The following is a 26,973-nucleotide window of genomic DNA, read 5'->3' as shown; positions in this document are numbered from 1 at the left end:
GTTCCGTCAGACCGTGAGCGCGCGGTCCGTCGGGCGGATCGGCGCGGGCAGGTCGCTCGCGCCCGTCAGGTAGCGGTCCACGCCGCGCGCGGCCGAACGCCCCTCGGCGATCGCCCACACGATCAGCGACTGGCCGCGGCCCGCGTCGCCCGCGACGAAGACCCCGTCCACGTTCGTGGCGAAGTCGGCGTCGCGCGCGACGTTGCCGCGCGCGTCCAGCTCCAGGCCGAACTGGTCGACCAGGCCGTTGGACTGGTCGATGCCGGTGAAGCCCATGGCCAGGGTGACGAGCTGCGCCGGGATGCGGCGCTCGGTGCCCGGCTTCGGGGTGAACTTGCCGTCGACGAACTCGACCTCGACGAGGTGGAGCGCCTGGACGTTGCCGTCCTCGTCGCCCTCGAAGTGGGTCGTCGAGACCGAGTACACACGCTCGCCGCCCTCCTCGTGTGCCGAGGTGACCTTGTACAGCATGGGGAACGTCGGCCACGGCTGGCCGGTGCTGCGCTCCTCGCCCGGCCGGGGCATGATCTCCAGCTGGGTGACGGACGCCGCGCCCTGGCGGTGGGCGGTGCCCACGCAGTCCGCGCCGGTGTCGCCGCCGCCGATGACGACGACGTGCTTGCCCTCGGCGGTGATCGGCGGGGCGACGAAGTCGCCCTCCTGGACCTTGTTGGCGAGCGGCAGGTACTCCATCGCGTAGTGGATGCCGGCCAGTTCGCGCCCGGGCACGGGCAGGTCGCGGGAGACCGTGGCGCCGGCCGCGATGACCACCGCGTCGTAGCGGCGGCGCAGCGCGGCGGCGTCGATGTCGCGGCCGATCTCCACCTCGGTGCGGAACTTGGTGCCCTCCGCGCGCATCTGCTCGATGCGCCGGTTGATGTGCACCTTCTCCATCTTGAACTCGGGGATGCCGTACCGCAGCAGCCCGCCGATGCGGTCGGCCCGCTCGAAGACGGCGACGGTGTGGCCGGCGCGGGTGAGCTGCTGGGCCGCGGCGAGCCCGGCCGGGCCGGAGCCGATCACGGCCACGGTCTTGCCGGAGAGCCGCTCCGGGGGCTGCGGGGTGACGTCCCCGGAGTCCCACGCCTTGTCGATGATGGAGACCTCGACGTTCTTGATGGTCACCGCGGGCTGGCTGATGCCCAGCACGCAGGCCGACTCGCAGGGCGCGGGGCACAGCCGGCCGGTGAACTCCGGGAAGTTGTTGGTGGCGTGCAGCCGCTCGGACGCGGCGGTCCAGTCCTCGCGGTAGGCGAAGTCGTTCCACTCGGGGATGAGGTTCCCGAGCGGACAGCCGTTGTGGCAGAACGGGATGCCGCAGTCCATGCAGCGGCCGGCCTGCTTGCTGATGATCGGCAGCAGGGAGCCGGGGACGTAGACCTCGTTCCAGTCCTTGACGCGCTCGGCGACGGGGCGGGTCTCGGCGACCTCGCGCCCGGTGGTCAGGAAGCCCTTGGGGTCAGCCATTGGTCGCCGCCTCCATCATCTTCTCGGTGGTCTCCTGCTCGGAGAGACCGGCGAGCTCAGCGGCGTCCTTGGCGGCGAGCACTGCCTTGTACGTGGTCGGGATGATCTTGCTGAACCGGTCGGCGTTGGACGCCCAGTCGGCGAGCAGCTTCTCGGCGACGGTGGAGCCCGTCTCCTCCTGGTGGCGGCGCACCACGTCGTGCAGCCACTGCTTGTCGGCGTCGCTCGGGGCCTCGACGGCGGCCAGGTTCCCCGCGTTGACGTTGTCCTCGTCGAGGTCGATGACGTACGCGACGCCGCCGGACATGCCGGCCGCGAAGTTGCGTCCGGTCTCGCCGAGGACGACGGCGTGGCCGCCGGTCATGTACTCGCAGCCGTGGTCGCCGACGCCTTCGGAGACGACGGTCGCACCGGAGTTGCGGACGCAGAAGCGCTCGCCGGTGCGGCCGCGCAGGTAGATCTCGCCGCCGGTGGCGCCGTAGGCGATGGTGTTGCCCGCGATGGTGGAGTACTCGGCGAGGTGGTCGGCGCCGCGGTCGGGGCGGACCACGATCCGGCCGCCGGACAGGCCCTTGCCGACGTAGTCGTTGGAGTCGCCCTCCAGGCGCAGCGTGATGCCGCGCGGCACGAAGGCGCCGAAGGACTGGCCGGCGGAGCCGGTGAAGGTGATGTCGATCGTGTCGTCCGGCAGGCCCGCGCCGCCGAAGCGGCGGGTGACCTCGTGGCCGAGCATGGTGCCGACGGTGCGGTTGATGTTGCGGATGGCGACCTGGGCGCGCACCGGCTGGGCGGCTTCGGCGTTCTGTGCGGAGAGAGCGTCGGAGGCCAGCTTGATGAGCTGGTTGTCGAGCGCCTTCTCCAGGGCGTGGTCCTGGGCCACCAGGGCGTGCCGGACGGCGCCTTCGGGCAGCTCGGGCACGTGGAACAGCGGGGCGAGGTCCAGGCCCTGGGCCTTGAAGTGGGTCACGGCCCGCTCGGTGTCGAGCAGTTCGGCGTGGCCGACGGCCTCCTGGAGGGTGCGGAAGCCCAGCTCGGCCAGGAGCTCGCGGACCTCTTCGGCGATGTACTCGAAGAAGGTGACGACGTGCTCGGCCTTGCCGGCGTACCGCTCGCGCAGCACCGGGTTCTGGGTGGCGATGCCGACCGGGCAGGTGTCCAGGTGGCAGACGCGCATCATGACGCAGCCGGAGACGACCAGCGGCGCGGTCGCGAAGCCGAACTCCTCGGCGCCGAGCAACGCGGCGATGACCACGTCGCGGCCGGTCTTGAGCTGCCCGTCGGTCTGCACGACGATCCGGTCCCGCAGGCCGTTGAGCAGCAGGGTCTGCTGGGTTTCGGCGAGGCCCAGCTCCCAGGGGCCGCCCGCGTGCTTGAGGCTGGTGAGCGGGGATGCGCCGGTGCCGCCGTCGTGGCCGGAGATCAGCACGACGTCGGCGTGCGCCTTGGAGACGCCGGCGGCGACCGTGCCCACGCCGACCTCGGAGACCAGCTTCACGTGGATGCGGGCCTGCGGGTTGGCGTTCTTCAGGTCGTGGATGAGCTGCGCCAGGTCCTCGATCGAGTAGATGTCGTGGTGCGGCGGCGGCGAGATCAGGCCCACGCCCGGGGTGGAGTGCCGGGTCTTGGCGACCCAGGGGTACACCTTGGGGCCGGGGAGCTGGCCGCCCTCGCCGGGCTTGGCGCCCTGGGCCATCTTGATCTGGATGTCGTCCGCGTTCACCAGGTACTCGCTGGTGACGCCGAAGCGGCCGGAGGCGACCTGCTTGATGGCGGAGCGACGGGTGGGGTCGTAGAGGCGCTCGGGGTCCTCGCCGCCCTCGCCGGTGTTCGACTTGCCGCCGAGCCGGTTCATCGCGATGGCGAGCGTCTCGTGGGCCTCGCGGGAGATGGAGCCGTACGACATGGCGCCGGTGGAGAAGCGCTTGACGATCTCGGAGACGGACTCGACCTCGTCCAGCGGCACGGGGGTGCGGTCGGCGGCGAAGCCGAACAGGCCGCGGAGCGTCATCAGCCGCTCGGACTGCTCGTTGACCCGCTGCGTGTACTGCTTGAAGACGTCGTAGCGCCCGCTGCGGGTGGAGTGCTGGAGGCGGAAGACCGTCTCCGGGTCGAACAGGTGCGGCTCGCCCTCGCGGCGCCACTGGTACTCGCCGCCGATCTCCAGCGCGCGGTGCGCCGGGGCGAGGCCGGAGGCCGGGTACGCCTTGGCGTGGCGGGCGGCGACCTCGTCGGCGATGACCGCGAGGCCGGCGCCGCTGATCTTGGAGGCAGTGCCGTGGAAGTACTGCTCCACGAAGCCCTCGTCCAGGCCGATGGCCTCGAAGACCTGGGCGCCGCGGTAGGAGGCGACGGTCGAGATGCCCATCTTGGACATCACCTTCAGCACGCCCTTGCCGAGGGCGTAGATCAGGTTGCGGATCGCCTGCTCGGGCTCGATGCCGTCGATGAAGGTGCCCGCGCGGACCAGGTCCTCCACGGACTCCATGGCCAGGTACGGGTTGACCGCAGCGGCGCCGTAGCCGATGAGCAGCGCGACGTGGTGCACCTCGCGGACGTCGCCGGCCTCGACCAGCAGCCCGACGTGGGTGCGCTGCTTGGTGCGGATGAGGTGGTGGTGGACCGCGGAGGTCAGCAGCAGCGAGGGGATCGGGGCGTGCTCGGCGTCCGAGTGGCGGTCGGAGAGCACGATCAGCCGGGCGCCGTCCTCGATGGCCGTGTCGACTTCGGCGCAGACGGCGTCGAGGCGGGCGGCGAGGTCGACGTGACCGCCGCCGACGCGGTAGAGGCCGGAGATCGTCGCGGCCTTCATGCCCGGCATGTCGCCGTCGGCGTTGATGTGGATGAGCTTGGCCAGCTCGTCGTTGTCGATCACCGGGAACGGCAGGGTCACGCTGCGACAGGACGCGGCCGTCGGTTCGAGCAGGTTGCCGCCCGGGCCGAGGGAGGAGTGCAGGGAGGTGACCAGCTCTTCCCGGATGGCGTCCAGCGGCGGGTTCGTGACCTGCGCGAAGAGCTGGGTGAAGTAGTCGAAGAGCAGCCGGGGCCGCTCGGAGATGGCGGCGATCGGGGAGTCCGTGCCCATGGAGCCGATGGGCTCCATGCCGGCGCGCGCCATGGGGGCGAGCAGGACGCGCAGCTCTTCCTCGGTGTAGCCGAAGGTCTGCTGGCGGCGGGTGACGGAGGCGTGGGTGTGGACGACGTGCTCGCGCTCGGGCAGGTCACCCAGGCCGATGATGCCGGCCTGGAGCCACTCCTCGTAGGGCTGCTCGGCGGCGAGGGTCGACTTGATCTCGTCGTCCTCGATGATGCGGTGCTCGGCGGTGTCCACGAGGAACATCCGGCCGGGCTGGAGGCGGCCCTTGCGGACGACCTTGGCGGGGTCGATGTCGAGGACGCCGACCTCGGAGGAGAGCACCACGAGGCCGTCGTCGGTGACCCAGTAGCGACCCGGGCGCAGACCGTTGCGGTCCAGGACCGCGCCGACCTGGACGCCGTCGGTGAAGGTGACGCAGGCGGGGCCGTCCCAGGGCTCCATCATCGTGGAGTGGTACTGGTAGAAGGCGCGGCGGGCCGGGTCCATCGAGTCGTGGTTCTCCCACGCCTCGGGGACCATCATCAGCACCGCGTGCGGCAGGGAGCGCCCGCCGAGGTGGAGCAGTTCGAGGACCTCGTCGAAGGAGGCGGAGTCGGAGGCGTCCGGGGTGCAGACCGGGAAGATCCGCTCCAGGTCACCCTTGCCGAAGAGGTCGGTGGCGAGCTGCGACTCCCGGGCCCGCATCCAGTTGCGGTTGCCCTTGACGGTGTTGATCTCGCCGTTGTGCGCCACGAAGCGGTACGGGTGGGCCAGCGGCCAGCTCGGGAAGGTGTTCGTGGAGAACCGCGAGTGCACCAGCGCGACGGCGGTGGCGCAGCGGCGGTCGGAGAGGTCCGGGAAGAAGGGCTCCAGCTGCCCGGTGGTGAGCATGCCCTTGTAGACGATGGTGCGCGCGGAGAGCGACGGGAAGTACACGCCGGCCTCGCGCTCGGCGCGCTTGCGCAGCACGAACGCCTTGCGGTCCAGGTCGAGCCCGGCGCTGGAGCCGTTGCTGACGAAGAGCTGGCGGAAGACCGGCATGGTGGCGCGGGCGCCGTTGCCGAGCAGGTCCGGGGTGGTGGGGACGGCACGCCAGCCGAGGACGGTCAGGCCCTCCTCCGCGGCGATCGTCTCGATGTGCGAGACGGCGCCATCGGTGTCGTCCACGGGCAGGAAGGCGATGCCGACGGCGTACGAGCCGGCCTCGGGCAGCTCGATGCCGCTGACCTCGCGCAGGAACGCGTCGGGCACCTGGAGCAGGATTCCGGCGCCGTCTCCCGAGTCGGGCTCGGAGCCGGTCGCACCGCGGTGCTCCAGGTTCCGCAGGACCGTCAGCGCCTGTTCCACCAGCTCATGGCTGGCAACACCGGTCAGGGTGGCCACGAACCCGACGCCGCATGCGTCGTGTTCGTTACGGGGGTCGTACATCCCCTGAGGGGCGGGGCGACCGTCCATGGGCGACCAGGCGTCGGAACGCATCGGCTCTCCCGTCGTCGTCGTGGCATGTGCTGTGCCGAGGGACGACGTTGGCCCTCTGCGAAATTTCGTGCAGGTTACATGATGGACTGATTCCCGGAAAGTGGATTCTTCATTCCAACATGCGGACATGTGGTGGGGGCCGAGGGGCCGCCACGGAGGTTCCACCGGGGGGGGAGGAAAGGGGTCTGGTGCGATCTGGCGCGATCTGGTGCTGTGCTGTCGGCGCTGGCTTCTTTGCCGTAGCGCTTTCGGCTCATGCCCGGTGGTGGGCCAATCGAAACCGCGATGTCCGCAGGGTTTCGCGGACGTCACGCACAGTCTCTCACCCCGGACGGGTCCCGTCCCGGGGAGCTACGTCACACGAGTGCGGTTTCCCCTGCGGGGGGCTTGGCGGGGGCCTCGCGCCGGTTCTCCGGCGGGAGCGTTGGCCTCCGCGGCCCGGTGGTGGGCTTGTCGCGCAGTTCCGCCCCCTGTGCCCTGCGGGCACGGGGGGGGACCCCCCCAGCGCCCCTGATTCACCGCGGGAGCGTTGACCTCCACGGATACGTCGTGGCTGCTCGCGCCAAGCCGCGCCGTTCCCCTGCGGGAGCGTTGCCCCGTGCGGGCCGGTGGTGGGCTTGTCGCGCAGTTCCCCGCGCCCCTAAAACCCCCTGCTTCGGCCCGCAGGCGAATGACGGGGCAGCGAAACAGGGGCGCTGGGGGTCCCCCGTGCCCGCAGGGCACAGGGGGCGGAACTGCGCGACAAGCCCACCACCGGACCGCGGAGACCAACGCTCCCGCAGGGAAACGGCGAGCACACCCAGGGGCGCTGGGGGTCCCCCCGTGCCCGCAGGGCACAGGGGGCGGAACTGCGCGACCAGCCACCCACCGGGCCGCACGGGGTAACGCTGCCGTAGGGAAACGGCGAGGTCACACGAAACGGGGCGCAGCTAGAGCGCGGCGCCCAGGACCGTGCCCAGGCCGTAGGTCAGCGCCGCTGCCACGCCGCCGAGCACCAGTTGCCGCAGCCCGCTGAACCACCAGCTCCGCGCCGTCACCCGGGCCACCAACGCACCCGCCGCGAACAGCCCCAGCAGCGCCAGCAGCACCGCCGGCCACAGCGCGCTCGCCCCCAGCAGGTACGGCAGCACCGGCACCAGCGCGCCGAGCGCGAACGCACCGAAGGAGGAGACCGCCGCGACGACCGGCGACGGCAGGTCGTCCGGGTCGATCCCCAGCTCCTCGCGCGCATGGATCTCCAGCGCCTGCTCCGGGTCCTTGGAGAGTTGCATCGCGACCTCCCGGGCGAGCTCGGGCTCCACGCCCCGCGCCACGTACAGCGCCGCCAGCTCCTCCATCTCGTCCACCGGGTGCTTGCGCAACTCGCGCCGCTCCACGTCCAGTTCCGCCTGGACCAGCTCCCGCTGGGAGGCCACCGAGGTGTACTCCCCCGCCGCCATCGAGAACGCGCCGGCCGCGAGCCCCGCGAGCCCGGTGACGACGATGGTCTGCGAGGACGCCGCGCCGCCCGCGACACCGGTCATCAGGGCGAGGTTGGAGACCAGCCCGTCCATCGCGCCGAAGACCGCCGGCCGCAGCCAGCCGCCGTTGACGTCCCGGTGCGTGTGGTTGTCGCGGTGCGCCTCGTGCAGCGTCGCGGCGGACTCGATGATGGACATGCCTCTCCCCTTGCTTCCCCGTCCGTTCATAGCGGAACCGATCGCTCCGCCCCCTCGAACATCCTCGAAAATACGCGCGATGTAAGGGGCGCGCTAGCAAGGTAGGCCGTACTTACCTGGGCTCCCGCAGAGTCACCCGGCCTCTCCCGGGTGACAGTTGGGGTGATAGTTGGGGTGACAGGGACGTTTCTCAGACTCGTCCCGCGCCGCGTGTGGCACAGATGCAGGCAACAGGCTCGCGCGCGCGAAAGGGGCCCTCCTCATGGAGCTGGTTGCATGCAGTCCCGCCGATCCGTTCGACCCCGCGCCACGGCCCTCGGCCGCCCCCGCACCCACTCTGCGCGACCGCGCCCGCGGCGCGCTCCTCGGCCTCGCGGTGGGCGACGCGATCGGCGCCCCCGCGGAGAACCTGCGCCCCTCCGAGATCCGGGCCCGCTGGGGCCGCATCGAGGGCTTCGTCGAGGACGACCCGGCCGGTACGGACGACACCGAGTACGCCATCTTCTCCGGCCGCCTCCTCGCCCGGCACGGCTCCGCGCTGACCGTGGCCCACGTGGAGAGGGCGTGGCACCACTGGATCGCCGACCTGGACGAAGGCCCCTTCAGGGGCGCGGGCTTCAGCGAGCGCGGCACCCTGGAGAACCTGCGGCGCGGACTCGCCGCCCCCATCTCGGCCCAGCACCGCCACGCGTGGAGCGACGGACTCGCCATGCGCGCGGCGCCGTTCGGCGTCTTCGCCGCCGGCCGGCCCCTGGAGGCGGCCCGGCTGGTGGCCATCGACGGGTCCGTCAGCCACGACGGCGAGGGCATCTACGGCGGCCGGGCGGTCGCCGCGGGCGTCGCCGCCGCGATGACGGGCGCGGGGCCGGCCGGGGTGATCGGGGCCGCGCTGTCCGTGATCCCGATGGACTCCTGGACGGCGCGCTCGCTGCGCCGCGGGGTGGTCACCGCGCAGCGCACGTACCCGGACACCCTGACGATGGAGCGCGCCGTGCGGTCGTCGGTGGTCATCGGCGGCTACCCGTGGACGGACCTCGCGCCGGAGGCGGTGGGGCTGGCCTTCGGCGCGTTCGCGGCGGCCCGCGGCGACTTCCGCGCCTCGGTGCTGACCGCGGTCAACATGGGCCGGGACGCGGACACGACGGCCGCGGTCGCGGGTGCGCTGGCGGGCGCGGTCCACGGGGCCGCGGCGATCCCCGCGGCGTGGGCGTCGGCGATCGGCCCGGTGCGCGGCAGTTGTCTGCCGTCGATGGCGGGTCAACACGTCCTCGACGTCGCCGACCTGCTCACCCCGGACGACGGCCCGAAGGCGGCGTCGTGAGCACCGGAGCGCAGGCCGGGTCCGAGGGCGCCGGTCGCGCCGCGTCAGCCCGTACGAGCTCCGGCGAGCAACGCACCCTGCGCACCGCGTCCACCGCCTCCACCGCCTCCACCGCCTCCACCGCAGGAACGGTCCGCCTCCCCGGCGCCGCACCCGCATCAGCGCCGCTGGCTCCCGAAGGCGCCCGCGTCGTCATCGCACCCCCCGCCGCCGCGGGCCCGAGCACCCGCCGGACCGACCGTCCCTCCGCCCGCCGCCGTGACCCCGGCCCCTGGACGCGCCCGGTCGAGGGCCTGCTCCTCGGCCTCGCCGCGGGCGACGCCGCCGGCTGGCCCGCCGCCCGGCACCGGGCCGCCCGGATGCCCGAGTGGACCCGGCGGCTGACCCGGGAGTTGGACACCTTCGCCGAGCAGAACGCGACGACCACCCTCCCCGTCCCCATCGCGCTCAACCAGCCCCCCGAGCCCCTGCGCCTCGGCCCGTCCGACGACGCCGAATGGGCGGCGTTCGCGGCCGAGACCGTGCTCACCGCGGCCGGCGACCTCTTCGCCGACCTCGCGCCCGGCGCCCGGCTGCGCGCCGCCGTCGACCTGGCGTGGAACTCGCTCGCCGCCGAAGTCGCCGCCGCCGCGGCCCGCGCGCCCGAGGTCGAGTCGGCCGTCCTGCCGCTGCGCGCCCGGATCTCGGTACGCGCCGGGCTCGGCAACCTCGCGACCGGGCTGCGCCCCCCGGCGACCGGCCACGACAACCCGCACTACTTCGACGACGCCGCGTGCGTGCGGGCCGCCGTCCTCGCGGTCGTCCACCCGGGCGACCCCGACTCCGCCGCGGCGCTGGCGGAGTTCGACGCCCGCTACACCCAGGACGGCGACGGGGTCCACGGCGCCCGTGCGATGGCCGCCGCGGTCGCCGCCGCGCTCGGCGGCGCGGGCGTGGACGACGCCGTGGACGCCGCACTCGCCCAACTGCCGGACTCCACCGAGATCGGCCGCAACGCCCAGCACGCGGTGCGGCTCGCCCGCTCCATGGAGGGCGACTGCGTGGCGTTCGACCTCGTACCGCTGCTGGAGCACCAGATCGTCGACCACGTCTACAGCTACGGGATCGCCGCGGCGGAGACCGTTCCGGTGGCGCTCGCGGTGGTGACGGCGGCCGGCGGGCGGGTCGCCGAGGCCGTGCCGACCGCGGCCTGCCTCTCCCGCGTCGCGGACTCGGCGCCCGCGCTCGCGGGGGCGCTCACCGGCGTCCTGGGCGGCGGCGGTGCGATCCCCGACACCTGGCGGCAAGCCTGCCGCACCCTCGCCGGCTGCGCCCTGCCCAGGCTCGCGGGCACGGACCTGGTGGAACTCGCCGAGCGGCTGGCACCCACGGAACCGACCGCCCGAGGTGGACAATTCCGGCATGACGCAAACGGCACCAATGACGCCAAACGTGACACACGCTCCAGTCACCCCGACGACCCCCACCGCACCCGCATCGCCGGGACTCGATGACCGCGTCGTCGGTGCCCTGGTCGGCGCGGCCGTGGGGGACGCGCTCGGCGGCCCGGTCGAGGGCTACGCCCCCGAGCAGATCGCCGAGCGCCACGGCGGCCGGGTCCAGGGCGTCGTCGGCCCCTGGAACGGCCCCGAGTGGCGCACCGCCCGCCCCATCGCGCCGTACCACAAGGGCGACGGGCACATCACCGACGACACCCTGATGACGCACGCGCTGATCCGCGTGTACGCCACCGTCCGCGACCACCTCGACGCGTACGCCGTCGCCGACCACCTGGTCCCCGACCTGATGACCACCCCGCGCTGGATCCCCGAACTGGAGGCGGAGGCGCTGCCGCTGCAACGGCTCTTCCTCGCGGAGAAGTGGCTGGTGGCCCGGGTGCACTACGGCCACGTCGACCCGCGCGAGGCGGGCGCGGGCAACATCGTCAACTGCGGCGCCGCGATGTACATGGCCCCCGTCGGCCTGGTGAACGCGGCCCACCCGGCCGCCGCGTACGCCGAAGCCCTGGACGTCGCCGGCGCGCACCAGTCCTCGTACGGGCGGGAGGCGGCGGGCGTCTTCGCGGCGACCGTGGCCGCGGCCTGCGCCCCCGGCGCCACCCCGGCGTCCGTGGTGGACGCGGCGCTCGCCCTGGCGAAGGACGGCACCCGCGCGGCGATCGAGGCGGTCGCCGAAGTCGCCGTGCGGCACGCGGACTTCGAGCCCGCGCTCACCGCGCTGCGCACGGCGGTCGCCCCCTTCGACACGGTGGGCCCGGACTACCGCGCCCCCTCGCTCGGCGCGCGCCGACCGTCCCGGCTGCACGCGATCGAGGAGTTGCCGATCGCCCTCGGCATGCTGCTGATCGGCGGCGGCGACTACCGGCGCACGGTGCTGGGCGCCGTCAACTACGGCCGGGACTGCGACTCCATCGCCACCATGGCCGGTGCGATCGCGGGCGCCCTGCACGGCGAGTCGGCGATCCCGCGGGAGTGGTCGAAGACCGTCGCCGAGGCCAGCCGACTGGACCTGCACGCGCCCGCCCGCGAACTGGCCGCCGTCGCCCGCGAGGTCTTCGCCCGCGACCTGGACCGCCGCCGCACCCACGAGGAGAACTTCACCCTCCTGGCGGGTGACCCCAGATGACCGCGCCCGCACCGCGAAGACGCGTCCCGCGAGCCCCACGGGCGGCAGGCGCCGCTTGGACGGCGCTGCCCGGCGGGGGCCGGAACCCGGCCGGGTCCGCCCCTACGGCGAGCGGGAGCCGGTCCGGGCCCCGATTGCGGACCACCCCGACGACACCGCACGGAGCCGCCGGACACCGCGGCCCCCTGCGCACGCACGCCGCGGGAGGTGGGGCGGCATGACCTCGATCGTGGCCGCCGTCGCGGAGACCGAGGAGGCGCGGCCGGTCGTGGGCCGGGGCGGGGCGTTGCGGGTGACGTGGGTGCAGCCGGAGGACCTGGTGGGGCACGAGTTGCGGCAGGCCGCGGAGGACGGGCGGGATCCGCGGGCCGTCGCCGCCGTCGCGGAGACCTGGCGGGACGCCGGTGGCGCGCCCTCGCCCGTCGCCGCCGGGGCGTCGCCCAGCCCCGCCGCCCCGCGGCTGCGGGCCCTCGCGGAGCGGCTGTTGGACGAGTTGGCCGCACTGCCGGTGCACTGCGCCGACCGCGAGCCCACCGACCTGGCGGCGATCCTCGCCGCGTGCCCCGACTGGCCGGCCGCGCCCCGGTGCGGCAGCCAGGGCGGGCCGGTGGACGACGAACCGCCCGGCTCGGACGCTGCGGTCGGCTCCCGGCACCTCCCCCGCCCGGCCTCCCCCGGGCACGCCCGCATCGACGCCCTGCACGCCGCCTGGCTCGGCCGGGCCGTCGGGTGCCTGCTGGGCAAGCCGGTGGAGAAGCTGCCGCTCGCCGGGATCCGGGCGCTCGCCGCCGCGACCGGGAACTGGCCGCTGCGGACCTGGTTCACCGCCGAGGGGCTGCCGGACGACCTCGCCCGCGCCCACCCCTGGAACCGCCGCTCCGCCGCCACCTCGCTCGCCGAGAACATCGACGGCATGCCCGAGGACGACGACCTCAACTACCCGCTGCTCAACCTCCTGCTCCTCCAGCGGTACGGGCGGGGCTTCACCACCCGCGACGTGGCCGCGCTCTGGCTGGACGAACTGCCCGCCGGCCGGACCTTCACCGCCGAGCGCGTCGCGTACCGCAATCTGCTGACCGGGGTGGAGCCGCCCGAAACGGCCCGTCACCACAACCCCTTCCGGGAGTGGATCGGCGCCGCCATCCGCGCCGACGTGCACGGCTGGACGCACCCGGGCAACCCGGGCGCCGCTGCCGCCCAGGCCCATCGGGACGCCGTCCTCACCCACACCGCGAACGGCGTGTACGCGGCGATGTTCGTCGCCGCGACGATCGCCGCGGCCGGCGGCGGCGCCGGGGTCCACCAGGCGCTGGCCACCGGGCTGACCGTGGTGCCACCGGGCTCCCGACTCGCCGGCGCGGTCCGCCTCGGCATCGAAACGGCCCGCGCCGAAGCGGAGTTCGACGCGGTCGTGGACCGGCTCCACCGGACCCTCGGGCACTACCACTGGGTGCACGCCGTCCCCAACGCCGCCCTGCTCGCCGCCGCGCTCACGCACGCCGACGGCGACTTCGGCGGCGCCGTCTGCCGCGCCGTGTCCGGCGGCTGGGACACCGACTCCAACGGCGCCACCGCCGGCTCGATCGGCGGCCTGCTCGCCGGCCACCCCACGGCCCTCGGCGAACGGTGGACCGGCCCGCTGAAGAACCGACTCGCCAGCTCCGTCGGCACGTTCGACGGGATCGGCTTCGACGCCCTCGCCCACCTCACCCACCAGGAGGCCCAGCGCCCATGACGACGATCGTGGTGCTCGGCAGCACCAACATGGACCTCGTCGCCTACGTCGCCCACCCGCCCAAGCGCGGCGAGACCGTCACCGGACGCGCCTTCCGCACGGTCCCCGGCGGCAAGGGCGCCAACCAGGCCGTCGCCGCCGCCCGCGCCGGCGGGGACGTGGCCGTCATCGGCGCGGTCGGCTCGGACCCCTTCGGCGAACGGCTGCGGCACGCGCTGGAGGCGTCCGGCGTCGACACCGACCTGCTGCGCACCGCGGACGGCCCCTCCGGCACGGCGCACGTCGTGGTCGACGACGACGGCGGCAACGCGATCGTCGTCGTCCCCGGCGCCAACGGCACCGTCACCGCCCTCTCCCCCGGCGACGAGACCCTGATCGCCGCCGCCGACCTGCTGCTGCTCCAACTCGAACTCCCCCTCAGCGCCGTGCTCGACGGCGCGGCCGCGGCCCATCGCCACGGCGTGCGGACCGTGCTGACCCCCGCGCCCGTCCAGCCGCTGCCGCCCGAACTGCTCGCCGTCACCGATCTGCTGGTGCCCAACGAGCACGAGGCCGCGCAGCTCACCGGCGTCGCCGACCCGCTCGGCGCGGCGCAGGCGCTGCTGCGTCAGGTGCCCGAGGTGGTGATCACCCTGGGCGCGGCGGGCTGTCTGCACGCCAGCCGGGACTGCGCGCCGACCGTCGTGCCGGCGCCGCTGGTGAGAGCCGTGGACACCACCGGCGCGGGCGACACCTTCACCGGTGCGCTCGCGGTGGCGCTCGGCGAGGGCCGGCCCGTGGGCGAAGCCCTGCGTTGGGCGTCCTGCGCGGCGGCGCTCTGCGTCCAGCGCGAGGGCGCGTCCACCTCCATGCCGTACCGCCCGGAGATCGACGCGTCCTTCGCCCCGACCCACGCCCCGGAGGACGACACCCCATGACTCCCACGCCGCACACGACGCCCACGCCTCCCGCCCCCCACGCCCCGCTGCGCGAGCTGCGCGTGTTGGACCTCGCGACGCTCTTCGCCGGCCCGCTCGCCGCCACCATGCTCGGTGACTTCGGCGCCGAGGTGATCAAGGTCGAGCACCCCGAACGCCCCGACCCCTCCCGGGGCCACGGCCCCGCCAAGGACGGCGTCGGCCTGTGGTGGAAGCTACTCGGCCGCAACAAGCGCACCGTCACGCTCGACCTGTCCTCCCCCGGCGGCCGGGACACCCTGCTGAAGCTGGCCGCCACCGCGGACGTCGTCATCGAGAACTTCCGCCCCGGGACGCTGGAGCGCTGGGGCCTGGGCTGGGACGAACTCAGTCGGGCCAACCCCCGGCTGGTCCTGACCCGGGTCACCGGCTTCGGGCAGTTCGGCCCGTACTCCCACCGCCCCTGCTTCGGCACCCTCGCCGAGGCCATGAGCGGCTTCGCCGCCGCCACCGGCGAGCCCGACGGCCCGCCCACGCTCCCTCCCTTCGGTCTCGCCGACTCGATCGCGGCCCTCGCCACCTCCTACGCCGTGCTCACCGCGCTCGCGGCCCGCGCCACCACCGGACGCGGCCAGGTCGTCGACATGGCGATCATCGAACCGATCCTCACCGTCCTCGGGCCCCAGCCCCTCTGGTACGACCAACTCGGCTACGTCCAGCCGCGGCTGGGCAACCGCTCCCGCAACAACGCCCCCCGCAACACCTACCGCACCGCGGACGGCCATTGGGTCGCCGTCTCCACCTCGGCGCAGTCCGTCGCCGAACGCGTGGTGCGGCTCGTCGGCCGCGCCGACCTCGTCGACGAGCCCTGGTTCGCCAGCGGTGCCGGGCGCGCGGAGCACGCCGACGAACTCGACGCCGCGGTCGGTGGCTGGATCGCCCGCCGCCCCCGCTCCGAAGTGCTGGCCGCGTTCGAGAAGGCGGAGGCCGCGATCGCGCCCGTCTACGACGTCCGGGACGTGCTGGACGACCCCCAGTACCGAGCGCTGGACACCGTCACCGAGGTGGACGACCCGGAGCTCGGCCCGATCCGTATGCAGAACGTCCTCTTCCGGCTCTCGGAGACCCCCGGCGCGATCCGCTGGGCCGGCCGCCCCCACGGCGCCGACACCGACGCCGTCCTCACCGAGCTGGGTCTGAGCCCGGACGAGATCACCGCACTCCGCACCCAGGGCGCGCTATGAACATCTCCCTCACCTATCTCTACGCACCCGGCGACCGCCCCGAGGTCGTGCGCAAGGCGATCGGCTCCGGCGCGGACGTCGTGATCGTCGACCTGGAGGATGCGGTCGCGCCCGACCGCAAGAAGTACGCGCTCGCCGCGACCGTCGAACTCCTCACCGACCCGCAGCCGCTGCCCGTCCACGTCCGCATCAACTCCCCCCGCTCACCCGAAGAGATCGAGACCCTGACCGGACTCCCCGGCCTGGCTGCTCTCCGTGTTCCCAAGGTGACACACGGCACTGACATTCCCCCCGTCGCCGCCCTCGCACCCGGCGTCCCGCTCTACCCGCTGCTCGAATCCGCGCTCGCGATCGAGCACGCGTACGCCATCGCCAGCGCGCACCCGGCCGTCCGCGGCATCGGCATCGGCGAGGCGGACCTCCGCGCCGACCTGGGCGTACGCGGCGGGGCGGGGCTGGACTGGCCGCGCACCCGGATCGTGGTCGCCGCGCGGGCGGCGGGGCTGGCGCCGCCGGTGCAGTCCGTCTTCCCGGACATCCGGGACCTGGACGGCCTGTACGCCTCCTGCACCCACGGCCGCTCCCTCGGCTTCGTGGGCCGCGCGGCGATCCACCCGCGTCAGCTCCCGGTCATCGAACGCGCCTTCCGCCCGACGCCGGAGGAGATCGCGGCGGCGGTGGAGGTGGTGCGGGCGGCGGCGCGGGACGTGGGCGCGCAGGCGTTGCCGGACGGTCGCTTCGTGGACGCGGCGATCGTCGCGACGGCGGAACGCGTCCTCGCCCTGGCCCGCCGAGTGGCTCCCTGACGGGAGCGACCTCAGGGGGAGCCCTGCCGTCTGCGGCCGGCCGCGCCCCTGGACGCCCTCGCCGTGTCCCTCGCGGGAGCGTTGGTCCCTGCGGCCCGGTGGGGCTTGCTCGCGCAGTTCCGCCCCCTGTGCCCTGCGGGCACGAGGGGACCCCCAGCGCCCCTGGGTTGCCCGCAGTCACCTGACTTCCACAGGCAACCCGGTGCAGGTGGAGCCTTTAGGGGCGCGGGGAACTGCGCGACAAGCCGCCCACGGTCCGCGGAGACCAGCGATGCCGCAGGGAAACGGCGAGTGCGTCAGGACAGCGCCGCGCCCCCGTACCCGCAGGGCACAGGGGCGCGAACAGACTCCGCAGGGGGCTACTTCTGGGCTTCCGTTGGGGTCGGGGAGCTCGGGGATTGCGCGGGGGACTCGGGCTTGGGGTCCGCGTCGCCTTCCGCGTCGCCTTCCGCATCAGCGGAAGCCAGGGCGCCCTCGGGCTTGGCGTCCGGCTCGACGACCTCCTCGCGCCCCGGCCGCAGCCGGGACGAGATCACGATGTACGCCACCGCCAGCACGAACACCACGATCGCGGTCCAGACGTTCAACCGCAGGCCCAGGACCTCGTGCGCCTCGTCCACCCGCATGTACTCGATCCAGCCGCGACCCGCGCAGTAGCCCGCCACGTACAGGGCGAAGGCCCGCCCGTGGCCCAGCTTGAAGCGACGGTCCGCCCAGATGACCAGGACCGCGACGCCGATGCACCACAGGGACTCGTACAGGAACGTCGGATGGTAGAGGCCGGCCTCGCGGTTCGTCCCCTCGCTGATCTTCAGCGCCCACGGCAGGTCAGTCGGCTTGCCGTACAGCTCCTGGTTGAACCAGTTGCCCCAGCGGCCGATCGCCTGCGCGAAGGCGATGCCCGGCGCGAGCGCGTCGGCGTAGGCCGGCAGCGGGATGCCGCGGCGGCGGCAGCCGATCCAGGCGCCGACCGCACCGAGGGAGATCGCGCCCCAGATCCCGAGGCCGCCCTCCCAGATCTTGAAGGCGTCGACCCAGTTCTTGCCCTCGCTGAAGTACAGCTGGTAGTCGGTGACGACGTGGTACAGCCGGCCGCCGACGAGGCCGAAGGGCACTGCCCAGACGGCGATGTCGGCCACCGTGCCGGCTTTGCCGCCGCGGGCGATCCAGCGCTTGTTGCCGTACCAGACGGCCACGAAGACGCCGATGATGATGCACAGTGCGTAGCCGCGCAGCGGCAGCGGTCCGAGGTGGATCGCGCCGGACGACGGGCTGGGAATGTAGGCAAGGTCCATGGCAGGTCCGACGCTACCTTGCTTAGCAGTGGGAGCGACAACCTCCCCCGGCAACTTCTGCATAACTCTGCGCACACGAAGGCCCCGTGCGCGCCCGGGCGAGCCGGCGGAGAACCGGCGCACTGCCCAGGCGCGGCACGGGGCCGCAACGCTCCGCGAGCGCTTCCTTACGGGGTCGCGCTCCCCGTCTCCTTGCCCGGTTCCTTGCCCTTGTTCGCCTCGGTGACCCACTTCTTCAGGTTCTCCGGGGAGATCTGCTCGCCGTCCTTCGTCGGGAAGATCGACTCGCCGTTGAGCAGCACCGTCGGGGTGCCCTGGAAGCGGCCGTCGGCGAACGCCTTGTTCGACTTCGCGACCCAGGAGTCGTGCGTCCCGTCCTGGACGCAGCTGCGGAAGCCGGGGGTGTCCAGGCCGTCGACCTTCTTCGCCAGGTCGATCAGCTTGTCGTTGTCCGCGAAGGCGTCGTCCGGCTCCGGCGGCTGGTTCCGGTACAGGACGTCGTGGTACGGGGCGAACTTGCCGACGTCCTGGGCGCAGGCCACCGCGTTGGCCGCGCGCAGCGAGCCGCTGCCGCCCATGTTCCCGTCGATGATCGTCGCGAAGTGGTACTCGACCTTGAGGTCGCCGGACTTCTCCAGGTCCTGGATGGAGTCCCGCAGCACGTTCTCGAACTGGGCGCAGACGGGGCAGCGGAAGTCCTCCCACACCGTGAGCGTGGAGGGGGCGTCGGGTGCGCCGACGCGGATGGCGAGTTGTTCCTTGCCCTCCGCCCCCGCGGGGGCCAGCAGCGGCCCCGCGGTGTTGTTGCCGCTCTTGCCGCTCTTGCTGCCCTTGTCGGCGTTGGCCGCGACGACGCCGACCACGGCGGCCAGCCCGAGGACGCCCACGACGCCCGCGGACACCACCAGCAGGCGCCGCCGCTTCTCCTGCGCCTTCTCCCTCTCGCGCTCCTGCTGCATGCGCTCGCGCGCGGTCCTCTTCGGTCCCTGATTCTTCTCGCTCACACCCCGCAAACGAACCGGGGAGGCGCACCCGCGCCTCCCCGGTCCCAGATCCACCCGTACGAGCGATCCGTACGAGAAGCGTCCGTTTCAGCCCGCGCGCACGCCCGCGGCGAGCTCGGCGGCCAGCTCCCGCACCGCCGCGGTACCGGCCGCCGCGTCCGGCGCGTCGAGGATCCGCTGGACGAACGCCGATCCGACGATCACGCCGTCCGCGAAGGCCGCGACCTGGCGGGCCTGGACGGCGTCGGAGACCCCGAGGCCGACGCAGACCGGCAGGTCGGTGGTGGCCCGGGTGCGCCGCACCAGGTCCTCCGCCTGGGCGCCCACGGACTCGCGGGTGCCGGTGACGCCCATCAGCGACGCCGCGTAGACGAAGCCGGACCCGGCCTCGGCGATCCGGGCGATGCGGGCGTCCTGGCTGCTGGGCGCGACGACGAAGACGGTCGACAGGCCGTGCTTGGCGGCGTGCTCGCGCCAGAGGTCGGACTCCTCGACCGGCAGGTCCGGCAGGATGCAGCCGGCGCCGCCCGCCTCGGCCAGCTCGGCGGTGAACCGGGCCACGCCGTAGCGGTCGATGGGGTTCCAGTACGTCATCACCAGCACGGGCTTGCCGGTGGCGGCGTGCGCCTCGCGGACCGTGCGCATCACGTCCGCGATCCGCACCCCGCCGCGCAGGGCGATGTCGTCGGCGGTCTGGATGACGGGCCCGTCCAGGACCGGGTCGCTGTGCGGCAGCCCCACCTCCACGACGTCGGCGCCGCCGTCGAAGACGGCCTTGATCGCCTCGATGCCGCCGTCCACGGTCGGGAACCCGGCCGGGAGGTAGGCGATCAGGGCGGCGCGGCCCTCGGCCTTCGCCGCGGCCAGCGTCTCGCTGAGCAGCGTCGCGTTACCGCTCACTTCGCGTCCTCCCCGTCGTACAGCCCGAAGTAGCGGGCGGCGGTGTCCATGTCCTTGTCGCCGCGGCCGGACAGGTTGACCACGAGCAGCCCCTCCGGGCCCAGCTCCCGGCCGACCTCCAGGGCGCCGGCGAGCGCGTGCGCGGACTCGATCGCCGGGATGATGCCCTCGGTGCGCGACAGCAGCCGCAGCGCCTGCATCGCCTGGTCGTCGGTGACGGGGCGGTATTCGGCCCGTCCGATGTCCTTGAGGTACGAGTGCTCGGGGCCGATGCCCGGGTAGTCGAGCCCGGCGGAGATCGAGTACGGCTCGGTGATCTGGCCCTCGTCGTCCTGGAGGACGTACGAGCGCGAACCGTGCAGGATGCCCGGCTCGCCCACGGTCAGCGTCGCCGCGTGCTCGCCGCTGTCCACGCCGTGGCCCGCGGCCTCGCAACCGATCAACCGGACGGAGGCGTCCGGCACGAAGGGGTGGAAGAGCCCGATGGCGTTCGAGCCGCCGCCGACGCAGGCCACGGCCGCGTCCGGGAGGCGCCCCGCGCGCTCCAGGACCTGGCGGCGCGCCTCGACGCCGATGACGCGGTGGAAGTCGCGGACCATCGCCGGGAAGGGGTGCGGGCCGGCGACCGTGCCGAAGAGGTAGTGGGTGCGGTCGACGTTGGCGACCCAGTCGCGGAACGCCTCGTTGATGGCGTCCTTGAGGGTCCTGCTGCCGGAGGAGACCGGGATCACCTCGGCGCCGAGGATCCGCATCCGGGCGACGTTCAGCGCCTGGCGCTGGGTGTCGACCTCGCCCATGTAGATGGTGCAGTCCAGGCCGAAGAGGGCGCACGCGGTGGCGGTGGCGACGCCGTGCTGGCCGGCGCCCGTCTCCGCGATCACCCGCGTCTTGCCCATGCGCTTGGTCAGCAGTGCCTGCCCCAGCACGTTGTTGATCTTGTGGGACCCGGTGTGGTTCAGGTCCTCCCGCTTGAGGAAGATCCGAGCCCCGCCGGCGTGCTCGGCGAACCGGGTCACCTCCGTCAGCGGGCTGGGGCGGCCGGTGTAGTGGACGAGGAGGTCGCCGAGTTCGGCCGCGAACGCGGGGTCGGCCTTCGCCTTGTCGTACTCGACGGCGACCTCGTCGACCGCGGCGACCAGGGCCTCGGGGATGAACTTGCCGCCGAAGGCGCCGAAGTAGCCCGCGGCGCTCGGGACCTGACCTGCTGGGTCCGGAATGAAGAAGTCAGAGGACATCCGACGTACTCCTTGGGGGCGTTGTGCCCCCGCTCAAGGGTGGATGGATCGATGGGCCGGTACGGGGCCGTCGCCCGCGCGCACCGGTGCGACCGTCGACGACACCGCGGGCGTGCGGTCACGACGAACGGCCGGGCAGCGACCCGGGGCGACAGGGGCCACCGTGCCCGCAAGCACAGGGGGCCGATCCGGTCGTCTCAGCGGACCGCGCGGGCGGCGGCCGCAGGCCATCGCATCCCGTTGACCTGGCCCGGCTCGGAGCCGATCACATAGCGCACCCTGCGCCCGTGCACCCGCCGCGCCGGCGCGCGGCAGCCCCGGGGACGGCAGCCGCGCGCGAGGCGGGCGTACGCGTCACCGGAGGCCGGCGCGGGAGGGCTGACGACGGGCATGGGAGTTCGCGTCCTAGTTGCGGCCGTGGCGCAGCGCCGGGTGGGCGCCGGCGGCGACGAGGTCGGCGACGGCCGTCTTCGGGTCGCGGCCGGTCACCAGGGACTCGCCGACGAGGACGGCGTCCGCGCCGGCGTTGGCGTACGCGATCAGGTCGTGCGGCCCGCGCACGCCGGACTCGGCGACCTTGACGATGCTCGCCGGGATCTCCGGGGCGACCCGCTCGAAGGTGGTGCGGTCGACCTTGAGCGTCTTCAGGTCGCGGGCGTTCACGCCGATGACCCGGGCGCCGGCGTCGACGGCACGGTCCACCTCGTCCTCGTCGTGGACCTCGACGAGCGGGGTCAGGCCGATGGACTCGGCGCGCTCGATCAGGGAGACCAGGGCCTCCTGCTCCAGCGCGGCCACGATCAGCAGGGCGAGGTCGGCGCCGTAGGCCCGGGCCTCCCACAGCTGGTACGAGGTGACGATGAAGTCCTTGCGGAGCACCGGGACGTCGACCCGGGCGCGCACCGCCTCCAGGTCCGCCAGCGAGCCGCCGAAGCGGCGCTCCTCGGTGAGGACGGAGATCGCGGCCGCGCCGCCCGCTTCGTAGTCGGCGGCGAGTCCGGCGGGGTCGGCGATCGCGGCCAGCGCGCCCTTCGACGGGCTGGAGCGCTTGACCTCGCAGATGACCGTGACGCCCTCGCCGCGCAGCGCTGCGGCGCCGTCCTTGGCGGCGGGCGCCTTGGCCGCGCGCTCCTTGAGTTCGTCGAGGCTGACCCGCGCCTGCCGCTCTGCGAGGTCGGCGCGGACGCCTTCGATGATCTCGTCGAGCACACTCACGCGAGCGGCCCCCTTCCGGGACGGTGATGATGGTCAGGGATCAACCATCTCGATGGTATCCGCAGGACGGCCCGGACTTCGCATCCGGTGGTCCGCCGTCCCACTGACTGGGACCGCGTCACGGGCCGTTTCCGGCCGGGTGCGGCGCTCACGGGGCCAGCGCGGAGCCGAAGGGCAGGTTCCGTACGACGCTGAAGACGAGCACCGCCGCGCCCGCCAGCCACCACACGAGGGGCCGGACGGTGATCTTCCAGGTGGCGCCGGGGGTGCCCCGGACCACCTGGACCAGCCAGAGCGTCCACAGCACGGCGAAGATGCCGTAGCCGACGACGGCGACCGCGTTGGCCCCGAAGGCGGTCGCCAGGTCGCCGTGGACGAAGGCGTGGGCGCTGCGCAGCCCGCCGCAGCCGGGGCAGTAGATGCCGGTGACGGCGAGCAGCGGGCAGGTCGGATAGTGACCGGATTCGTTCGGGTCGACGGCGCCGACGTACGCGAAGGCGGCGCCGGCGGCGGCGAGGGTGGCCAGCGGGGCGACCAGCCGCCGCGCGAGGGGCGCGGGCCGGGCTGCGGCACCGGTCTCGGGCGGGGTGGAAGGCGCCGGGGGCGCGGTCGGTGGGATCACCGTGCGATTCTCCCCGCTCGTGCGAAAAGGCGCAGCCCGGCGGTGCCGGTCTGCGCCTCGCGTCGTACGGCCGCGGGGGCGCCCGCGGGCCTGGAGGGGGTGGTCAGACGGTGGACTGGGCGGCCACGCGCTCGGCGACCACGCGGCCGGCCTGCTCACGGGCCTGCTTGCGCTCCGCGGACTCCTTCTGGGCGCCCAGGCCGGCGGCCTTCATGCCGTAGCCGACGACGCCGCCGACGAGCGTGATCGCGATGCCGCCCCAGAACCCGAGGGGGTTCGCCGCGACCATGAAGACACCGGCGACGCAGAAGCCGATGAAGGAGATGGTGACGCCGGTCCAGGCGGCCGGGGTGTGTCCGTGTCCGTGGGCGCTGCCCGCCATGAATTGCTCCTCGTTGCTGAGTGCGCGCTGACGCGCGGGGTACTGCGAACGCGGCGTCGGTCCGTCGCGCTCCGGGGGTGGGGTCGTCAGACCCTTCCGTCCTCCATTGTCCCGTACTCCATCCGTGGTCGGGAGGCAGGGTGACGCGTCTGACAGTTCTGGTGGCGGTCAGGCGTCCCGGGCGGGGTCGGTGGGGTCCTCGCCGCGGTCGAGGGCCTTCCACACGTCCTCGGGGCGGTCCGGGTCGACCGCGGGCGCCTTGCGGGGCCGGGGGGTGCCGTCGCGCTCGTAGCGGCCGGACATCGCGGGCCAGAGCTTGCCGTACCGCAGGGCCAGCAGCCCGGCGAGCAGGATCAGCAGGCTGGCCGCGGCCGTCACGTACGGCCAGGGCGTGTGCGTCACCCCGGACACGGCGGCGGCGGTGTCGCTGGTGTACTTGGCCGCCTGCGCTTCGAGCGCGTCGGAGTCGCCGGCGCCGAAGAGGGCGGCGGCGGTCGCGCCGGCGCCGCTGAGGGTCAGCAGCCCGGAGACCACCAGCCGGCCCTTGCGGCGCACCGCGAAGACGGCCACCAGGGCGGCGAGGCCGACGATGGCGAGTGCGGTGGGGACGCCGGTGACCTCACCGCCGTCGACGTCCACCGGGAGGGTCCCGCCGGGGACCGCCGCACCGCCCTCCGCCCAGGTCTGGCCGGCGGCGAGCAGGACGACGGTGGCGCCGACGGCACCGAGGAAGAGGGCTGCGCCGAGGGTCCGCCGGCCGGTGTCCGCGTTCTTCGCGGCGACTGCGGCTTGGGAGGAGTGAGCCCCGGCGCGGGGCTGGGGTACGGGAACAGCGCTCACGCACCCCACTATCCCTTACCCGCCCGCGGGCTCCGCAGCCGCCCTCCGGCCGTCGCCGTTCGCGCTGGTCGTCGCCGCGGCGGCCAGCCGGTTGGCGGTGTGCACGGCCCGCAGCACCGCGGCGGCCTTGTTGCGGCACTCGGTGTCCTCGGCGACGGGGTCGGAGTCCGCCACCACGCCCGCACCGGCCTGGACGTACGCCGTGCCGTCGCGCAGCAGGGCGGTGCGGATGGCGATCGCGGTGTCCGAGTCCCCGGCGAAGTCCAAATAGCCGACGCAGCCGCCGTACAGCCCGCGCCGGGAGGGCTCCAACTCGTCGATGATCTGCATCGCGCGGGGCTTGGGCGCCCCCGAGAGGGTGCCGGCGGGGAAGCAGGCGGTGAGCACGTCGAAGGCAGTGCGGCCGGCGGCGACCTCGCCGGTGACCGTGGAGACGATGTGCATCACGTGCGAGTAGCGCTCGATCGACATGAAGTCGACGACCTCGACGGTGCCGGGCTCGCAGACCCGGCCCAGGTCGTTGCGGCCGAGGTCGACGAGCATCAGGTGCTCGGCGCGCTCCTTGGGGTCGGCCAGCAGTTCCTCGGCGAGGTCGTGGTCCTCCTGCGGGGTGGCGCCGCGCGGCCGGGTGCCGGCGATGGGGTGCAGCAGGGCGCGCCCGTCCTCCACCTTGACCAGCGCTTCGGGGCTGGAGCCCACCACGTCGAAGGTGCCGCCGTCGCTGTCGGGGAAGCGGAACAGGTACATGTAGGGGCTGGGGTTGGTCGCCCGCAGCACCCGGTAGACGTCCAGGGCGCTCGCCGCGCACGGCGTCTCGAACCGCTGGGACGGCACGACCTGGAACGCTTCGCCGGCGCGGATCCGCTCCTTCACGTCCTCCACGGCGTCCTGGTACTCGGGCCCGCCCCACAGCGCGGTGAAGGGCGGCAGCTCGGACGGCGGCAGCGCGACCGGCGCGGAGGCCAGCGGGCGCGCCAGGTCGCGCTCCATGGCGTCGAGCCGGGCGACGGCGTCCGCGTACGCCTCGTCGACGCCGGTGTCCAGGTCGTTGTGGTTGATCGCGTTGGCGATCAACTGGACGGTGCCGTCCCAGTGGTCCAGTACGGCGAGGTCCGAGGTGAGCAGCATCGTCAGCTCGGGCAGCTTCAGGTCGTCGCGCTCGCCGGGGCCGATCTTCTCCAACCGGCGCACCACGTCGTAGCCGAGGTAGCCGACCATGCCGCCGGTGAAGGGCGGCATGCCGGCGTCCGGGTCCCCCGGAGTGTGCAGGGTCTCGACGGTGGCGCGCAGCGCGGCGAGCGGATCGCCGTGTGCGGGGACGCCGACGGGCGGGGCGCCCAGCCAGTGGGCCTGGCCGTCCCGCTCGGTGAGCGTGCTGGCGCTGCGCACCCCGACGAAGGAGTACCGCGACCACGACCTGCCGTTCTCGGCGGACTCCAGCAGGAAGGTGCCGGGGCGTTCGGCGGCGAGCTTGCGGTAGAGCGCGACGGGGGTGTCCCCGTCGGCGAGCAGCCGACGGCTGACGGGGATGACGCGGCGGTCGGCGGCGAGCTTGCGGAAGGTGTCGAGGTCCATGGTCATGGGGCCGGACCCTACTTTCCGGGCGTTTCGCCGGGCAGTGCGCCTTGTACGTCCAGCGCGTCCAGCACGTCCGCGTCGAAGCAGGTGCGGTCGCCGGTGTGGCAGGCGGCGCCGACCTGGTCGACCTTGACGAGCACGGTGTCCGCGTCGCAGTCGAGGGCGACGGACTTCACGTGCTGGACGTGTCCGGAGGTGTCCCCCTTCACCCAGTACTCCTGCCGGCTGCGGGACCAGTACGTGGCGCGTCCGGTGGTGAGGGTGCGGTGCAGGGCCTCGTCGTCCATCCAGCCGAGCATGAGCACCTCTCCGGTGTCGTACTGCTGGGCGATGGCGGGCACGAGCCCGTCGGCGCTGCGCTTGAGGCGGGCGGCGACCGCGGGGTCGAGGGAGCTTTCGGGGACGCGGCTGGTCATGCGGCCATTGTGCCGCGTCGGGTGCGACGGGCGGGTGGTCCGTCCACTGGACGGACCCGGCGGTGGACCGGGCGGTGGACGGGTGCCGGGTCGCTGGGCGGAGGCGGTCGGCCCGCCGTACGCTGGCGGACATGTCGACCCATGCGAAGCGCGAACGGCTCATCCTCGCCGACCTCCTCGAAGGCGTCGGCCCCGATGCACCGACCCTGTGCGGTGGCTGGCGGACCAGGGACCTGGCGGCCCACGTGGTGGTGCGCGAGCGCCGCCCGGACGCGGCCGGCGGCATCCTGATCGGTGCGCTCAAGGGGCGGCTGGAGCGCGTGCAGGAGGAGTTCGCGGCGAAGCCCTACGAAGAACTGCTCCAGCTCATCCGCACCGGGCCGCCGCGGCTGTCGCCGTACGGCATCAAGCAGGTGGACGAGGCGGCGAACACCGTCGAGTTCTACGTCCACGCCGAGGACGTCCGCCGGGCCCAGCCCGACTGGACCCCGCGCCCGCTGGACCGGGTGTTCGAGGACGCGCTGTGGTCCCGGCTGGAGAAGGCGGCACGGCTGCTGGGCCGCAAGTCCCCCGCCGGCCTGGTGCTGCGCCGTCCCGACGGTCAGACGGTGGTGGCGCACCGGGGTGCGCCGGTGGTGACGGTGACGGGTTCGCCGGGCGAGCTGACGATGTTCGCGTTCGGGCGGCAGGAGGTTGCGCAGGTGGACGTGGAGGGCGAGCAGGACGTCGTGGACAAGGTCCGCGGCTCCCACTTGGGCCTCCCCATGTAACTTCGCGCCCCGCGCGCCCTGGTGGCGCGTTCCCCGCGGTGGCGAGTTCCTCGCGCCCCTGACCTGCCCGCCGTTGGTCTCCGCGGCCCGGTGGTGGGCTTGTCGCGCAGTTCCCCGCGCCCCTCGACACCCCGCCGTAGCCCAGCGGACAGTTCGATCCCCGCGGGCACATCGTGGCTTGTCGCGCAGTTCCCCGCGCCCCTAAAGACCCTCGGGTCGAGCAACTCAGGGGCACTGGGGTCCCCCCACGCCCTGCGGGCGTAGGGTGGGCCACTCGCAGGAAAACGACGGGCTCAGCCACTCAGGGGCGCGGGGAACTGCGCGAGAAACCCACCACGGTCTGCGGAGACCAACGGCCCCGCAGGGAAACGGCGGGGGTGTCACCGGGGCGCGCTCGCGAGGTGGTCGCAGT

The 26,973-nt window shown here is 73.7% G+C and carries 22 protein-coding genes; 8 read left to right on the top strand and 14 right to left on the bottom strand.

The window, feature by feature from the left end; all coding sequences use genetic code 11:
* Nucleotides 1-6: 6 nt before the first annotated feature.
* From ACH4E8_RS24050 to ACH4E8_RS24040, 3 genes are all read right to left on the bottom strand, one after another.
* Nucleotides 7-1,467: a glutamate synthase subunit beta gene (locus ACH4E8_RS24050; protein WP_398451386.1), complete on the bottom strand. Its 1,461-nt coding sequence runs from the start codon at nucleotides 1,465-1,467 to the stop codon at nucleotides 7-9.
* Complete coding sequence (gene gltB / locus ACH4E8_RS24045; RefSeq protein ID WP_398451384.1) at nucleotides 1,460-6,019, bottom strand: glutamate synthase large subunit; 4,560 nt, start codon at nucleotides 6,017-6,019, stop codon at nucleotides 1,460-1,462. The genes ACH4E8_RS24050 and gltB overlap by 8 nt, the downstream gene beginning before the upstream one ends.
* 929 nt (nucleotides 6,020-6,948) lie before the next feature.
* Nucleotides 6,949-7,677 carry a VIT1/CCC1 transporter family protein gene (locus ACH4E8_RS24040; RefSeq protein WP_398451382.1) on the bottom strand — a complete coding sequence of 243 codons (729 nt, stop codon included), beginning with the start codon at nucleotides 7,675-7,677 and terminating at the stop codon, nucleotides 6,949-6,951.
* 262 nt (nucleotides 7,678-7,939) lie between these two features.
* On the opposite strand from ACH4E8_RS24040, the gene ACH4E8_RS24035 reads away from it, so the two are divergent.
* From ACH4E8_RS24035 to ACH4E8_RS24005, 7 genes are all read left to right on the top strand, one after another.
* Nucleotides 7,940-8,998, top strand: a complete 1,059-nt coding sequence (locus tag ACH4E8_RS24035) for an ADP-ribosylglycohydrolase family protein (protein WP_398451380.1) — start codon at nucleotides 7,940-7,942, stop codon at nucleotides 8,996-8,998.
* 77 nt (nucleotides 8,999-9,075) lie between these two features.
* Nucleotides 9,076-10,491, top strand: coding sequence for an ADP-ribosylglycohydrolase family protein (locus ACH4E8_RS24030; RefSeq protein WP_398451882.1), 1,416 nt, complete (start codon nucleotides 9,076-9,078; stop codon nucleotides 10,489-10,491).
* Nucleotides 10,418-11,623, top strand: coding sequence for an ADP-ribosylglycohydrolase family protein (locus tag ACH4E8_RS24025; protein ID WP_398451378.1), 1,206 nt, complete (start codon nucleotides 10,418-10,420; stop codon nucleotides 11,621-11,623). The genes ACH4E8_RS24030 and ACH4E8_RS24025 overlap by 74 nt, the downstream gene beginning before the upstream one ends.
* Before the next feature lie 217 nt (nucleotides 11,624-11,840).
* The gene (locus tag ACH4E8_RS24020) at nucleotides 11,841-13,358 is read left to right on the top strand and encodes an ADP-ribosylglycohydrolase family protein (RefSeq protein ID WP_398451376.1); all 1,518 of its coding nucleotides are present in this window, start codon (nucleotides 11,841-11,843) and stop codon (nucleotides 13,356-13,358) included.
* Nucleotides 13,355-14,275, top strand: a complete 921-nt coding sequence (gene rbsK, locus ACH4E8_RS24015; RefSeq protein WP_398451374.1) for a ribokinase — start codon at nucleotides 13,355-13,357, stop codon at nucleotides 14,273-14,275. The genes ACH4E8_RS24020 and rbsK overlap by 4 nt, the downstream gene beginning before the upstream one ends.
* On the top strand, nucleotides 14,272-15,498 hold the full coding sequence (locus tag ACH4E8_RS24010; protein WP_398451372.1) for a CaiB/BaiF CoA transferase family protein: 1,227 nt from the start codon (nucleotides 14,272-14,274) through the stop codon (nucleotides 15,496-15,498). Before rbsK ends, ACH4E8_RS24010 begins: the two co-directional genes overlap by 4 nt.
* Nucleotides 15,495-16,304: an HpcH/HpaI aldolase/citrate lyase family protein gene (locus ACH4E8_RS24005; protein WP_398451370.1), complete on the top strand. Its 810-nt coding sequence runs from the start codon at nucleotides 15,495-15,497 to the stop codon at nucleotides 16,302-16,304. The genes ACH4E8_RS24010 and ACH4E8_RS24005 overlap by 4 nt, the downstream gene beginning before the upstream one ends.
* A gap of 359 nt (nucleotides 16,305-16,663) precedes the next feature.
* Here the strand turns inward: ACH4E8_RS24005 and lgt are convergent, their stop codons facing one another.
* The 11 genes from lgt to hisI all read right to left on the bottom strand — a co-directional run bounded on the left by lgt (nucleotide 16,664) and on the right by hisI (nucleotide 25,791).
* Entirely contained in the window at nucleotides 16,664-17,599 is a 936-nt protein-coding gene (gene lgt, locus ACH4E8_RS24000) for a prolipoprotein diacylglyceryl transferase (RefSeq protein WP_398451368.1), read from the bottom strand.
* 167 nt (nucleotides 17,600-17,766) lie between these two features.
* Nucleotides 17,767-18,603 carry a DsbA family protein gene (locus tag ACH4E8_RS23995; RefSeq protein WP_398451366.1) on the bottom strand — a complete coding sequence of 279 codons (837 nt, stop codon included), beginning with the start codon at nucleotides 18,601-18,603 and terminating at the stop codon, nucleotides 17,767-17,769.
* Nucleotides 18,604-18,690: 87 nt separating this feature from the next.
* Entirely contained in the window at nucleotides 18,691-19,503 is an 813-nt protein-coding gene (gene trpA, locus ACH4E8_RS23990) for a tryptophan synthase subunit alpha (RefSeq protein ID WP_398451364.1), read from the bottom strand.
* The gene (gene trpB / locus ACH4E8_RS23985) at nucleotides 19,500-20,738 is read right to left on the bottom strand and encodes a tryptophan synthase subunit beta (protein WP_398451362.1); all 1,239 of its coding nucleotides are present in this window, start codon (nucleotides 20,736-20,738) and stop codon (nucleotides 19,500-19,502) included. Before trpB ends, trpA begins: the two co-directional genes overlap by 4 nt.
* Before the next feature lie 197 nt (nucleotides 20,739-20,935).
* Nucleotides 20,936-21,130 (bottom strand): tryptophan biosynthesis modulator TrpM, encoded by a 195-nt coding sequence (gene trpM, locus ACH4E8_RS23980; RefSeq protein WP_398451360.1) that lies wholly within the window; start codon nucleotides 21,128-21,130, stop codon nucleotides 20,936-20,938.
* Nucleotides 21,131-21,143: 13 nt separating this feature from the next.
* A complete protein-coding gene (gene trpC, locus ACH4E8_RS23975; RefSeq protein WP_398451358.1) occupies nucleotides 21,144-21,953 on the bottom strand; it encodes an indole-3-glycerol phosphate synthase TrpC in 810 nt (269 codons plus the stop codon).
* Between the two features lie 148 nt (nucleotides 21,954-22,101).
* Nucleotides 22,102-22,575, bottom strand: coding sequence for a DUF2752 domain-containing protein (locus tag ACH4E8_RS23970; RefSeq protein WP_398451356.1), 474 nt, complete (start codon nucleotides 22,573-22,575; stop codon nucleotides 22,102-22,104).
* 103 nt (nucleotides 22,576-22,678) lie between these two features.
* Entirely contained in the window at nucleotides 22,679-22,957 is a 279-nt protein-coding gene (locus ACH4E8_RS23965) for an HGxxPAAW family protein (protein ID WP_398451354.1), read from the bottom strand.
* A gap of 168 nt (nucleotides 22,958-23,125) precedes the next feature.
* A complete protein-coding gene (locus ACH4E8_RS23960) occupies nucleotides 23,126-23,806 on the bottom strand; it encodes a TIGR02234 family membrane protein (protein ID WP_398451352.1) in 681 nt (226 codons plus the stop codon).
* Between the two features lie 6 nt (nucleotides 23,807-23,812).
* Nucleotides 23,813-25,372, bottom strand: coding sequence for an anthranilate synthase component I (locus tag ACH4E8_RS23955; protein WP_398451879.1), 1,560 nt, complete (start codon nucleotides 25,370-25,372; stop codon nucleotides 23,813-23,815).
* Nucleotides 25,373-25,389: 17 nt separating this feature from the next.
* Entirely contained in the window at nucleotides 25,390-25,791 is a 402-nt protein-coding gene (gene hisI, locus ACH4E8_RS23950; protein WP_398451350.1) for a phosphoribosyl-AMP cyclohydrolase, read from the bottom strand.
* Nucleotides 25,792-25,922: 131 nt separating this feature from the next.
* On the opposite strand from hisI, the gene ACH4E8_RS23945 reads away from it, so the two are divergent.
* Nucleotides 25,923-26,561, top strand: a complete 639-nt coding sequence (locus ACH4E8_RS23945) for a TIGR03085 family metal-binding protein (protein WP_398451348.1) — start codon at nucleotides 25,923-25,925, stop codon at nucleotides 26,559-26,561.
* The last annotated feature ends 412 nt before the right edge of the window (nucleotides 26,562-26,973 follow it).

The sequence above is a fragment of the Streptomyces sp. NPDC017979 genome (genome assembly GCF_044328175.1).
In the GTDB taxonomy this organism is placed as follows: Bacteria; Actinomycetota; Actinomycetes; order Streptomycetales; family Streptomycetaceae; genus Streptomyces.
This window is presented reverse-complemented; position numbering and strand designations above follow the sequence as displayed.